Annotated in this window: 10 protein-coding genes; 3 read left to right on the top strand and 7 right to left on the bottom strand. The window is 74.8% G+C overall.

The features are described from left to right. Positions 1–117: 117 nt before the first annotated feature. The 4 genes from AC230_RS07175 to AC230_RS07190 form a co-directional block, all read right to left on the bottom strand. The gene (locus AC230_RS07175) at positions 118–606 is read right to left on the bottom strand and encodes a universal stress protein (RefSeq protein ID WP_049715202.1); all 489 of its coding nucleotides are present in this window, start codon (positions 604–606) and stop codon (positions 118–120) included. Then, complete coding sequence (locus AC230_RS07180; RefSeq protein ID WP_049715203.1) at positions 603–1,865, bottom strand: SLC13 family permease; 1,263 nt, start codon at positions 1,863–1,865, stop codon at positions 603–605. Before AC230_RS07180 ends, AC230_RS07175 begins: the two co-directional genes overlap by 4 nt. Positions 1,866–1,951: 86 nt before the next feature. Further along, on the bottom strand, positions 1,952–2,383 hold the full coding sequence (locus AC230_RS07185; protein WP_049715204.1) for a pyridoxamine 5'-phosphate oxidase family protein: 432 nt from the start codon (positions 2,381–2,383) through the stop codon (positions 1,952–1,954). A gap of 419 nt (positions 2,384–2,802) precedes the next feature. After that, positions 2,803–3,606: an alpha/beta fold hydrolase gene (locus tag AC230_RS07190; RefSeq protein WP_049715205.1), complete on the bottom strand. Its 804-nt coding sequence runs from the start codon at positions 3,604–3,606 to the stop codon at positions 2,803–2,805. Positions 3,607–3,642: 36 nt separating this feature from the next. On the opposite strand from AC230_RS07190, the gene AC230_RS07195 reads away from it, so the two are divergent. Further along, a complete protein-coding gene (locus tag AC230_RS07195) occupies positions 3,643–4,266 on the top strand; it encodes a TetR/AcrR family transcriptional regulator (RefSeq protein ID WP_049715206.1) in 624 nt (207 codons plus the stop codon). 14 nt (positions 4,267–4,280) lie between these two features. Here AC230_RS07195 and AC230_RS07200 read toward each other — a convergent pair whose 3' ends face one another. Both AC230_RS07200 and AC230_RS07205 read right to left on the bottom strand, forming a co-directional pair. Continuing rightward, positions 4,281–4,844: a hypothetical protein gene (locus AC230_RS07200; protein ID WP_157868531.1), complete on the bottom strand. Its 564-nt coding sequence runs from the start codon at positions 4,842–4,844 to the stop codon at positions 4,281–4,283. A 216-nt stretch (positions 4,845–5,060) separates the two neighbouring features. Next, positions 5,061–5,504 (bottom strand): hypothetical protein, encoded by a 444-nt coding sequence (locus AC230_RS07205; protein WP_206743343.1) that lies wholly within the window; start codon positions 5,502–5,504, stop codon positions 5,061–5,063. A 277-nt stretch (positions 5,505–5,781) separates the two neighbouring features. Here AC230_RS07205 and AC230_RS07210 point away from each other — a divergent pair, with 277 nt between their 5' ends. Beyond that, a complete protein-coding gene (locus AC230_RS07210; protein WP_049715209.1) occupies positions 5,782–8,028 on the top strand; it encodes a terpene synthase family protein in 2,247 nt (748 codons plus the stop codon). 87 nt (positions 8,029–8,115) lie between these two features. Here AC230_RS07210 and AC230_RS07215 read toward each other — a convergent pair whose 3' ends face one another. After that, entirely contained in the window at positions 8,116–11,379 is a 3,264-nt protein-coding gene (locus AC230_RS07215) for an ATP-binding protein (RefSeq protein ID WP_049715210.1), read from the bottom strand. Between the two features lie 153 nt (positions 11,380–11,532). On the opposite strand from AC230_RS07215, the gene AC230_RS07220 reads away from it, so the two are divergent. Further along, positions 11,533–12,762 (top strand): MFS transporter, encoded by a 1,230-nt coding sequence (locus AC230_RS07220; protein ID WP_049715211.1) that lies wholly within the window; start codon positions 11,533–11,535, stop codon positions 12,760–12,762. Positions 12,763–12,816 lie beyond the last annotated feature (54 nt).

Below are 12,816 nucleotides of genomic sequence, written 5' to 3' on the forward strand. Positions count from 1 at the left end.
GCTGGCGGACGGGCGCGGGCGGTGTCACCCCGGCGCACGGCTCTCGCGGCGCACGGCTTCTCGCGGCGCACGGCTTGTTCGGGCGCACGGCTTGTTCGGGCGCACGGCTCCTTCGCGCTAGGGACGGCGCGGCGGGGGCGGGATCGTCCCCACGTCCGGTGCCGGCTCCGGCCAGACGAGGAGGACGGGGCAGGGCGCGTGGTCGACGACGAAGCGGCTCTCGGGGCCGAGGCTGCGGGGGCCGAGACGGTTCCGGTCGCCGTCGCGGGCGAGGACGAGCAGGCCGGCCCCCTCGGCCGCGGCCACGACCTCGCGTTCGACGCGGCCGGTGCGTTCCAGGCGGGAGCACGGGCGTCCGAGCCGCGCGGCCGCGGCGTCGAGCAGTTCCGCGGCGGACGCGGCGGCCGCGCGTTCCAGCCGGGCGCCGGGGTCGCGTTCGGGCCGGCCCCGGCCGAGGAGCCCGGCGTAGGCGCCGCACGCGGCGCCGGGCACGTCGGGGGCGGTGACGTGCAGGAGGACGATGCCGGCGGGTTCGGGCGCGAGGGCGCGGGCGGCGTCGACGCAGGCGGGCCAGGTGCCCTCGGCGATCCAGACGACGGTGGTCACATTCGGCCTCCGGTGGCGTGCAGCGCGGCCCACAGTGCCACCACCGCGCCGGCCAGGGCGGTAGGCACGGCGAGCAGGCCGAGCCGGGTGAACTCGCGGAGGTCCACGTCGGTGTCGTGTTCGTGCACGATGCGCCGCCACAGCAGCGTGGCCAGCGATCCGGCGTAGGTGAGGTTGGGGCCGATGTTGACGCCGAGGAGGACGGCGAGCACGGCGCCGGGGCCGGAGGGGGCGGTGAGCGGCAGCAGGACGAGCACGGCGGGGAGGTTGTTGATGAGGTTCGCCAGGACGGCCGCGAGCGCCGCGACGCCGAGCAGGGCCGGCAGCCCGGTTCCCGCGGGCACGAGGTGTCCGAGGGCTTCGGCGAGGCCGTTGTCGACCACGGCGCGCACCACGATCCCGAGGGCCAGGACGAAGGCGAGGAAGGGCAGGGCGGCGGAGCGCGCGACGGCCGCGGGCGTGGTGCGGCCCCGGGCGAGGGCGCGGACGGCCAGAACCAGCGCGCCGGCCAGGGCGGCCCACGCCGGGCTGACGTCCACGGCGGAGGCGAGGACGAAGCCGGCGAGGGTGCAGCAGACGGTGGCGAGCGCGAACACCGGCCTCCCGGCCGGCCCGGGGGCGGCCGGGGCCCGGGCCCCCGCGTCGAGGTCGGTGGCGAAGAAGCGGCGGAAGACCAGGTATTCGGCCGCGACGGCCACCAGCCAGGGCAGCGCCATGAGCACGGCGAAGCGGGTGAAGGACAGGCCGCCGGCCGTGAACGCCAGCAGATTGGTGAGGTTGGAGACCGGCAGCAGCAACGAGGCGGTGTTCGACAGGTGCGTGCAGGCGAACACGTGCGGCTTCGGGCGGGCGCCGATGCGGGCGGCCGTCGCGAACACGACGGGGGTCAGCAGCACGACCGTGGCGTCCAGGCTGAGCACCGCCGTGACCACGGAGGCGATCACGAACACCCAGGCCAGCAGCCCCCGCGGCCGGCCCGCCGCGGCGCGGGCCATCCACGCGCCGCAGGCGTCGAAGAGCCCTTCGTCGTCGCAGAGCTGCGCCAGCACCAGCACGGCGGCCAGGAAGCCGACCACCGGCCCCAGCCGCTCCGCCTCCGCGCGGGCGTGCCCCAGCGGGATCGCCCCCGTGCCGATCACCAGCCCGGCCGCGGGCACGGCGACGACCGCCTCCGGCCACCCCCACGGCCGCACCACCGCGCAGACGAGCACCGCCACCAGCAGACCTGCGGACAGGAGTTCCGCGGACAACGTGTTCAGATCGCACTCCTTGCGGGCGGGGCGGCTACGCGCGCCCGGCCTGCGTCGGACGGCTGGTCCCGGTCATTCTGCCCGGCCGGCCGCGTTCATCCGCCGGGCCGCGGGTGGATGCGGAACCCCGTCACCATGTCGAGTCCGATGCTGACGACGTGCGTCATCCCGCCGCCCACCCACGGCTCCACGGCGTCCCGGTACCGCCGCCGCAGCCGTGGGTCCGTCACGATGCGCGCGGCTCCGGTCACCACGACGCTCCATCCGGTGCGCCGCTCCACATCGAACGCGTCCGCCTCGTACGCCACCACGGCACCGTCCCGGGCCGGTCCGAGGAGCGCGGCTCCGTGGTGGGCGCGGATGACGACGAAGTCGTCGAGGAGCACATGGTTCACGGGCCGTACGGCCGGCAGTGCCTGGTGGCTGAAGACCAGCCGTCCGATGGGGACGCTCCCGAGCAGCGCGAGCGCCTCCTGGCGCCCCAACTGCTCCGTGGGGCTGGCGGTTTGGTGGAAGGATGCGGTCATGTGCGGTGCTCCTGGCAGGACCGGCCGCCGGGGGGACGACGGATTCGAGCAATGCTTCCCATTGGACGGTGCCGCCGGAAACGCTGCTAGGGCTGAACGGCCCCCAGGGGCCACCGACCGGTGGTGGGCCGGGGAGACCCACGAGAAGGGGGAGGCACCCACGCCGGACGGAGACCTCGTCCTCAAGACGGCCCGCGAACTCGTCCCGCTGATGACCACCCGCCAGGTCTCCGCACGCGAGGCCCTGACGGGCGGCGGTGCCCGAGGGGCTGCCCACCGGGCTGCAGATCATCGGCCGCCAGGGCGACGACCTGGGCGTGCTGCGCATGGCTGCCGCCGTGGAGGCCGCGACCGCACGTGGCGGAGGCTCCCGCGGATCGCGCGCCGAGCGCTCCCGGGGCGCCTTCCGCCGGCACCGCTCACCGGGCGGCGACCGCCAGCCCGTTGAGCAGCCGCGCCAGCTCCGCTGGTGCCTCGGCGTGGGCCATGTGCCCCTGGCCGGGCAGCACATGGACCCCCGCCCCAGGGGTGCGCCGCCGTACGTCCTCGAACGTCGTCCCGTACGGAGCCTTTCCGCGGTTGAGCTCACCGACGATCAGGTCGACGCGGCCGGCCCGGCGCGCCGTCCCGTCCGGCGGCAGGGCCGCGTTGAGCGCGGCCAGCTCGGCGTGCGCCGGTCTGCTCAACCGCCGCATGGTCTCCCACGCTTGGGGATCGGCCCGCAGTGCGTCGACGTGCGCCGCGTCGGCACCGGCTATCCTCCGGTGCACCGTCTCGACGGTGACGTCCCAGTCCCCCGCCTCCTCGGCGGCCTTCAGGTCCGGCAGCACGTGGGCGGCGAACGGCCGCATCACGGGTTCGTAGGCGACGACGTGCCGCAGCGGACGCACGTCGGCGGCCAGCAAGGCGATCAGGCCGCCGTAGCTCCAGCCGAGCAGCGCCTCGGTGTCCGCGAACCCGTCGAGGACCACGCCGAGATCCTCGACCTCCGTCCGCAGCGAGTAGGCGTCGGTCAGCGGGCCGGAGGGGGCGCGGCCGCGGCGGTTGACGACCGCCACGGACGGCCAGGCGTCGAGGGCGGTCGCGACGTGGCGCCACGCGTGCGCGTCGCTCAACGCCCCCGGGACGACGACGAGTCCCGGAGCCCCGGGCTCCCCGTACACGTCGACCGTGACCCAACTGCCCCCGCCGACGGGCAGCTTCTTCTGAATCGTTCGCTCCATAAATCCATTATGGAGCGGCCGCTCTACAATGCAAGGGTGCCCCAGCAGAACCGTGGACGACCACGCTCCTTCGACCGGGACCGCGCGGTCCTCGACGCCGCCCGCCTCTTCTGGCGGCGCGGCTACTCCGGGACGTCGACCCGCGCCCTCACCACCGCCCTCGGCCTCTCCACCTCCAGCCTCTACGCCGCCTTCGGCAGCAAGGCCGGGCTGTTCGAGGAAGCGGTGCGGACCTACGCCGAGCCCTACCGCGAGATCTACCGCCGGGCCGTCGCCGAACGCGACTTCACGACCGTCGTCGAACGCGTCCTCGTCGACTCCGTCCACGAGTACACCCGGCCCCCCGACACCCACCCCGGCTGCCTCCTCAGCAGCGCCGCGATGACCGACAGCACGAGCACACTCGACACCAGCGCCTACTACGCCGAACTCCACGGCTGGAACGAGCGGGCCCTCCTCGCCCGCACCCGGCAGGCGGTCCGCGACGGCGAACTGCCCGCCGGCACCGACGCGCCGGCGCTGACCGGACTCGTCCAGTCCGTCGTCCACGGCCTCTCCGTGCGCGCCACCCTGGGGGCGTCGCGCGAGGACCTGCTGGCGGCGGCGCGGCTCGCCCACGACCTGATCGGGCGCCGGCTCACGGCGCCACCGACAGCCTGACCGGGGTCACCGGCTCACGCCAGCCCTCCGAGGGCGTACCGGTCGAAGGCGTCGTAGAGGTCCTCGTCGTCGGGGACGGCGTTGTCGGCCGAGGGCGCGGCGGCCGTGGCGAGCAGGGCGGTGAGCCGGGCGAGGGCGGGGAAGTGCGCCTCGGCGTCGGGGTGCACGGCCCGGGCGTCCGCGAGGAGGGGCGCCGACTCCGCGTCGCCGACGGGGAGTCCGCCCGTGACGTACACGGTGCGGGGCGCCGCGGCGATGCCGGCGAGGGGGCCGCCGGCGGCGAGGCTGCGCAGGCAGTCGGCCAGGGGGGAGGCGGAGCGCTCCGGCGCGCGGTCGTGCTCGGTGTGGTCGACCGCGTAGTGCGGCACGGTACGCACCCTGTCCACGACCTCGCGGCGTACGGACGGGGCCAGGCCCGTCCAGTCCGCGCCGGGCGGGAGGTCCGCGAGCGCGGCCCCCGCGCGTTCCTCGGCCTCGTCGAGACGCCGGGTCTCCACGGCGAACGTGGTGAGGGCGTAGGCCGGACGAGGCCGTCCGGTGCGGTCGGTGACCGCGAGGAAGAGGGTGTACCCGTTCATGTCGTCCATCCGTCGCTCGCCTGTCGCTCGCCTGTCGCTCGCCTGTCGTTCGCGATGAAGCATGGACGCCATGAAGCCTGGACGCCATGAAGCCTGGACGCCCTGACGCCCTGGGGCCCTGGGGCCCTGGGGCCCTGGGGCCCTGGGGCCCTGGGGCCTTGAAAGGTGGCCGGGTGCGGCCGGCCGGCGTCGGGGCCGCACCCGGCCACCGCGCGCCTACTTCTTGATGCAGATCTTGCCCTGGCTCTGGTTGGTCAGGGTGGTGGTGTGCGCCTTCCCGCCGGCGGTGATGGTGAAGGTCGCCTTCGCGGAGTAGGCGTGGCACTCCCCCTTCGGGGGCGGCCAGTTGGCCACGACCCGGGCCTTGAACTTGTTCTTGCCCGAGCCGGTGTTGTGCGCGACCTGGGTGCCCTCCTTGAAGAGGGTGACGGAGATCGAGTACTCCGGCATCTTCTGCTTGCAGCCCTTGAGGTCGGCGTGGACGTTGATGACGTCCGGGTTGGTGTGCGACGCGTGCGGCGAGTCGAGCGCGGCCTCGCACTTGTCCCACACGGCGTCCGCCGACTCCGCCGCCGGGGCGGCCGGTGCCGCGGCATGGGCCTGGAAGGGTATGAGCAGACAGGCGGCGGCGAACGTGCCGGTGAGGATGCGCCTTCGCATCATGTGCCTCCGAAAAATCGGGAATACCCGGCAAAACTTACGCCCCGGGCAGGGCTGGGAACACCGCATATCAGGCCAGTTGAGCTCCCCGCACGGCCCGCCGGCCGGCACCCCTGGAGGCCACGGGAGATCCTTAATCGAACCACCCGCCACTTTCATCATATTGAGCGGACAATCGACACCCCGGCCTCCGTACGGACGCCCGGCCGTCCTAGCGTGGGACCGGCCGCGGCAGCCGCGGCCGGTCAGCGACCCCGGCACCGGCGAAGGGCCCGCGATGGCGAACCCTTTCGAACTCCCCCGCTTCTACACGCCGTACCCGGCACGCCTCAACCCCCATCTGGAGCGGGCCCGGGCGCACTCCAAGGCGTGGGCCCGGGAGATGGGGATGCTCGAGGGCTCGGGCGTCTGGGAGGAGAGCGACCTCGACTCCCACGACTACGCGCTGCTGTGCGCGTACACCCATCCCGAGGCTTCGGCCGAGGAGTTGGAGCTCGTCACCGACTGGTACGTCTGGGTGTTCTTCTTCGACGACCACTTCCTGGAGGTCTTCAAGCGCACCGGGGACACCGCCGGCGCCAGGGCCTACCTCGACCGGCTCCCGGCCTTCATGCCCGTCGGTCCGGCCGGCCCGCCGCCCGAGCCGGCCAACCAGGTCGAGGCGGGCCTGGCGGACCTGTGGGCGCGCACGGTCCCGGGCACGTCGGTGCAGTGGCGGCGGCGGTTCGAGGAGAGCACCCGGCACCTGCTGGAGGAGTCCCTGTGGGAGCTGGCCAACATCAACGAGGGCCGTGTCGCCAACCCCGTCGAGTACATCGAGATGCGGCGCAAGGTCGGCGGCGCGCCCTGGTCCGCGAATCTGGTGGAGCACGCCGTCCGGGCCGAGGTCCCCGCCGCGGTCGCGGCGACCCGCCCGATGCGGGTCCTGAGGGACACCTTCGCCGACGGGGTGCACCTGCGCAACGACCTGTTCTCGTACCAGCGGGAGACCCGGGACGAGGGCGAACTCGCCAACGCCGTCCTGGTGCTGGAACGCTTCCTCCGCTGCACCACCCAGGAGGCGGCCGACCGCGTCAACGACCTGCTCACCTCACGCCTGCAGCAGTTCGAGCACACGGCGCTCACCGAGCTCGGCCCGCTCTTCGAGGAGCACGCCCTGGACCCGAAGGCCCGCGCGGGCGTCCTCGCCTACGTCCGGGGGCTACAGGACTGGCAGGCCGGCGGCCACGAGTGGCACATGCGCTCCAGCCGCTACATGAACGGCGCCGGGGAGCCCGGCTCCCCCGCGGCGACCGTATCCAGCGGCCCCCTGGGGCTGGGCACTTCGGCCGCGCGGATCGTGCCGTCGCTGGCGGCCACGCTCCCCGCGCGGATGCGGAGCTTCCGTCATGTGCCGTTCCAGGTGACGGGCCCCCTGCCGCTGCCCGGATTCCGCATGCCGTACACGGCGCGGCTCAACCCGCATCTGGAGCGGTCCCGCGAGACCGTCCTCGCCTGGTGCCGGCGCATGGGGATGCTGGAGCCGGTCCCCGGCGTCCCCGACTCGGGCCACTGGACCGCCGGGAAGCTGCGGGACTACGACTTCCCCCTGTGCGCCGCCGGCCTCCACCCCGAGGGCTCCCCCGAAGCCCTCGATCTGGCCTCGGACTGGCTCGCCTGGGGGACGTACGGCGACGACCACTACCCGGCCGCCTTCGGCCGGACCCCCGGCGGCACGGCCGCGGCCAGGCTCCGCAACGAACGCCTCGCTTCCTTCATTCCCCTGGACCTCGCCGCCATGCCGCGGCCGCTGTACGTCATGGAACGCGGCCTTGCCGACCTCTGGGCCCGTACCGTGGCCCCGATGCCCGTCCCCGCCCGGCGCGAACTCCGCGCCGCCGTCCTGACGATGCTGACGGCCTGGCTGTGGGAGCTGGACAACGAGCGGCAGCACCGCGTCCCGGAACCGGTCGACTACATCGAGATGCGGCGCAAGACCTTCGGCTCGGACCTGACGATGACCCTCAGCCGCTTCGGCCACAGCCTGCCCGCCGCCCTCGCCCGCAGCCGCCCCGTCCAGGCCATGGAGAACGCGGCGGCCGACTACGCCTGCCTGACCAACGACCTCCACTCCTACCAGAAGGAGATCCAGTTCCAGGGCGAGCTCCACAACGCCGTCCTCGTCGTGGAGAACTTCTTCGACTGCGACCGCATGACGGCGCGCGACATCGTCGCCGACCTCATGAACTCCCGCATGCGCGAGTTCGAACACGCCCTCTCCACCCAACTCCCCGTTCTCTTCATGGAGTTCGGGCTTGACCCCACCGCGCGCGCAGCGGTGGAGCGCTACGCCGAGGATCTCAAGAACTGGATGTCGGGCATCCTGGTGTGGCACCGCGACTGCCGGAGATACCGTGAGGCCGACCTGCTGCGGCACCACGGCGCACCGCCCACGCCCCGGCCGGTGGGCACACCCGGCGGGCTGGGTACCTCGGCCGCACGCCTGGTGCCGGCGCTGCGCGGCCCCGGGGCGGCGGCCGTCTGACCAGGCGGTCGCCGCCGGTCGCCAGGCGAAGGGGTGGCGCCGCGGTGCACCGGACGTGCGGTGAACCGCCCGGGCCAGGGGGGCGCTTCACGACGGACTGCCCGGGCCGGCTAGCGCGTCCTCGACGGTCAGCCGCGCGCCGCCGGCGAACGCCTCCCCGAACGCGGCATCGCCCAGGACCGTTCGGGCCGCCGAGGCGATACGGTCCACGTCGCCGCGCTCGGCGGGAGGCAACGGGGCGCCGACGCCGCGGCGGGCCGCGTCCGCGGCGCCGAGGAGGAGGGCCGCGGACGTGGCGCCGGGCTTGTCGTCGCACAGGGCGGCGACACCGGCCAGGCCCTCCAGGGACAGGGCGAGAGCGCGCGGTTCGGCCAGGGAGCGGGCGACGTCGAGGCCGCGCAGGTGGTGGCGGGCGGCCTCGACGGCGTCGCCGCGGAGCTCCGCGAGGAAGCCGAGTTCGGCGAGGAGCAGGTGATCGCCGGCTGGGGAGGAGACGTCGGCGTAGCGCTCGCGGATCGTCGTCAGGTGGGCTTCCGCGGCGTCGAGGTCGCCGGAGCGGCGGGCGCCGAGGGCGAGGCCCATCTCGGCGTGGATCTCGCCGTATCTGTAGCCCTGTTCGGCCGCGCGGCGGCGGGCCTGCCGGTGCAGGTCACGGGCCCGGTCCGGGTCGCCGGCGAGGAGCGCGAGGCGGCCGAGGCCGGAGAGGCGTGCCGCGATCTCCGTTTCCAGGCCGAGTTCGCGCGCCATGCGCAACCCGTCGTGCTGACGGCGCTCGGCTTCGTCGTAGGCGCCCTTGATCTCGGCGAGCGCCGCGAGCGGTTCCACCGTCCGGAGTTCGCCCCAGTGGTCGCCCAGTTCGTGGAAGAGCGCGGCGCTGCGCCGTCCGTCGCGGCCGGTGGCGGCGAGGTCGCCGCGGACCAGGGCGAGCATCGCCCGCAGACCGAGCGCGGCTGCCGTGCCCCAGCGGTCGTCCTCCGCGGCGAACAGGGCCAGGGCACGGGAGTTCAGCTCCGCGCTCTCGGCCGTCACGCCGGCGCTGAACAGGCCGTACGCGCACAGCCACAGGGCGCGGGCGCTGCCGGACGCGCCGGTGGCCGGGGCGGATCCGGCTGTGCGGTCGCCGGTGAGCAGTGCGAAGGCCCTGTGCAGAAGGCGCAGTTCGGGCACATCCTCGGCGGGGCGGGACGCCAGGACGGCTTCGAGGCCGCGGCGCGCCTCGGTCAGGCGGCCGCGCAGGAGCCACCACCAGGACAGGGCGGTGGCGAGCCGTACGGCTTCGCCGGTCCGGCCCTCGGCGCAGCGGCGTATCGCCGTGTCGAGGGCGGCGCGCAGGTTGGCGGCGTCGGTGTCGAGGCGGGCGAGCCAGGTCCGTTGGTCCGCGCCGCGCAGTCCTGGGGCGGCGCGTTCGGCCAGGGCCAGGTAGTGGCGCAGGTGGCGGCCGGTGACGGCGTCGAGGTCGGGCGTCTCGCGCAGCCGCTCCGCCGCGTAGGCGGCGATGGATTCCAGCAGCCGGTAGCGGGGGCCGCCGGGCGTGGTCACGACCGTGACGAGGGAGCGGTCGACGAGCCGTGTCACGAGGTCGAGCACGGCGTCCCGGCCGACGTCGTCGCCCGCGCACACCGCTTCGGCGGCGTCCAGGTCGCAGCCGTCGCCGAAGACGGCGAGGCGGCGGAGGACGGTTCGTTCGGGCGCGCCGAGCAGTTCCCAGCTCCAGTCGATGACCGCGCGCAGGGTCTGCTGGCGGGCGGGGGCGTCGCGCCGGCCCGCCGTCAGGACCGCGAAGCGGTCGCCGAGGCGGGCGGCCAACTCCCGTAGGCCCAGGGCGCGGACGCGGGTCGCGGCGAGTTCGAGGGCGAGCGGGAGTCCGTCGAGCCGGCGGCAGATCTCTCTGACGGCGTCGCGGTCGGCGGGGGCGCAGGTCCGGAGATCGGGCGCGAAGCCGGGGGCGGAGGCGGCGGCGCGTTCCGCGAACAGCCGGACGGCGTCGTCGGTTTCCAGGGGGCCGACGGGGACGACCGCCTCGCCGGTCAGGGCGAGGGGTTCCTGGCTGGTGGCCAGGATACGCAGGCCGGGCGCGGCGCCCAGCAGCAGCCCGGCGAGTTCGGCGGCGGCGTCGACGACGTGTTCGCAGTTGTCGAGGACGAGCAGGGCGCGGCGGTCGCGCAGGGCGGCGACCAGGCGGTGGACGGGGGAAGGGGCGGTGCCGGTGCCGGTGCCCGTGCCCGTGCCCGTGCCCGCGCCGGGGAGCATCGAGGGGGCGGCGTCCCGCAGGCCGAGGGCGTCGGCGACCACCTGGGCCAGGTCGGCGGCGCGGCCCGGGCGGACGCAGGTGAACTCCACGAGCCGGACGCCGTCGGGCACGTCGCGCGCGTACGGGCCGCTCCGCGCGGCGGCGGCCGCGGCCAGGGCCAGCCGGGTCTTGCCGACTCCGCCGGGTCCGGTGAGCGTGACCAGCCGCGCGGTGGCGAGCAGGCGGGAGAGCCGGTCCAGGTCGGCGTCGCGCCCGATGAGGGGGGTGAGGGGTGCGGGGAGGTACGAGCCTGGTCCCGGGCCGGCGTCCCGGCCCCACGGCACCGAGGTGTGCGGGGAGCCGGCGGCGGCCTGCGGTGCCGCCGGGGTCAACGAGGGGTCCTGCCGGAGCATCGCGCGGTGCAACGCGGCCGCCTCCGGCCCGGGTTCGACCCCGAGTTCCTCGACGAGCCGCGTACGGAGGTCGTTGTACGCGGCGAGGGCCTCGCTCTGCCGCCCCTCCGCGTACAACGCCCGCATGTGGAGGACCCGCAGGCGTTCGCGCAGCGGATGACGGGTGGTCAGACCGGCGAGTTCGGCGGCGAGCATCGTGTGGTCCCCCGCCTCCAGGCGGGCCTCCGCCTGGTCCTCCGTCACGGACAGGCGCTGCTCGGCGAGGCACTGGGCCGTGCTCCGCGCGAACTCCGCGTCCGCGAAGTCGGCGTAGGCCGGGCCCCGCCACAGGCCGAGGGCCTCGGTCAGGAGTGCGGCGCGCGCCCGTGGGTCGTCCGCCCGGCGCGCCCGGGCCGCGAGCGCAGCGAACCGGACGGCGTCCACCTCGTCGCCGTCGAGGAGTTCCAGCCGGTAGCCGGGTGGCCGGCGCACCACCCGGTCGCGGCCGAGGACGCGGCGCAGTTGGGAGACCTTGGCCTGGAGGGCGCCCGCCGGACTGCTCGGCGGCCGGCCGGCCCACAGGTCGTCGATGAGGCGGTCGGCGGGGACCGGTGCTCCCCCGTGGACGAGCAGATCGGCGAGCAGCGCCCGCACCTTGGCCTCGGGGACGGTGAGGGCCTTCCCTTCGTCGTCCCACACCGTCAACGGCCCGAGCACCCCAAAACGCATGCGGATCACTGTAGGCGAGCCCCGGACCCGGACCCGAAGCGCGTCCGAAGCCGGCCCGAAGGTTTCCCGAAGCGTGGTGGCGCACTGTGGTTTCCGCCGGAGGAGGCACAGCCCCCGCAGTGCGCAACCGACCCATGAACCGGAGCACACCACATGAGCACCACGTCCGAAGCCGCGGCCCGAACGGCCACCCCCGATGCCGAGGAGCGGCGGAAGGGGATCCCGCTCCTCGCCCTCCTCGCCCTCGCCACCGCCGTGTTCCTCACCAGTCTCACCGAGACGCTGCCCGCCGGACTGCTTCCCGCGATGAGCGGGGCCCTCGGCGTGAGCGAATCGGCCGCCGGCCAGACGGTGACGGTGTACGCCGTCGGTACCGCGCTGACGGCCATACCGCTCACCGCGGCCACCTCGGGCCGGCGGCGCAAGCCATTGCTGATGACCGCCATGGGCGGATTCGCCCTCGCCAACACCGTCACCGCCCTGTCGTCGGCGTACGCCCTGACCATGGCGGCCCGCTTCGTCGCCGGCGTCGCGGCCGGACTCGCCTGGGCCCTGCTCGCCGGATACGCGCGCCGCCTCGCGCCGGCCCGCCTCCAGGGCAAGGCCATCGCCATCGCCATGGCCGGGATCCCCCTCGCGCTCTCCCTCGGCGTGCCCGCCGGCACGTTCCTCGGCAAGGCGGCCGGGTGGCGCACGCCCTTCCTCACCATGACGGCCCTGACCGTGCTGCTCCTGCTGTGGATCGCCGCGGCCGTGCCCGACCAGCCCGGCCAGGAGGCCGGCGAGCGGTCGAAGATGCTGCGTGCCCTGCGGGTTCCCGGTGTGAGGCCCGTCCTGTCCGTCACCTTCGTCTTCGTCCTCGCCCACACCGTCCTGTACGCGTACATCGCGGCCTTCCTCGACGGCCTGGGCATGAGCGGCAGCACCGACCTGGTGCTCCTCGTCTTCGGCGCCGCCTCCTTGCTCGGCCTCTGGATCGTCGGCGCCCTGATCCACCGCCGGCTGCGTGCCCTCATCATCGTCAGCACCCTGCTCGTGGCGGCGGCCGCCGCGGTGCTGGCCCTGCTCGCCGGCCGCCCGGCCTTCGTCCACACCGCGGCCGTGCTGTGGGGCCTCGGCTGGGGCGGCGTCCCCACCCTCCTCCAGACCGCGGCCGGCGACGCGGCCGGCGAACAGGCCGACGCGGCCCAGGCCATGCTCGTCACCCTGTGGAACGCCGCCATGGCCGGGGGCGGGGTCGTCGGCGGAATCCTGCTGAAGGCCGCGGGCAGCGGCTCGTTCCCCTGGAGTGTCCTGCTTCTTCTCCTGCCGGCGTTCGGAGTCGTGGTGTCGGCGCGCCGGCACGGCTTTCCCGCGAAGCGGCGGGAGGTGCGCGTGCCGTGACACCTCATGCCTGTGATGCCGCAGTCCTTGCATGACCGCGCGGGAAGGCGCGAT

Source organism: Streptomyces caatingaensis, assembly GCF_001187435.1.
GTDB classification, from domain to species: domain Bacteria; phylum Actinomycetota; class Actinomycetes; order Streptomycetales; family Streptomycetaceae; genus Streptomyces; species Streptomyces caatingaensis.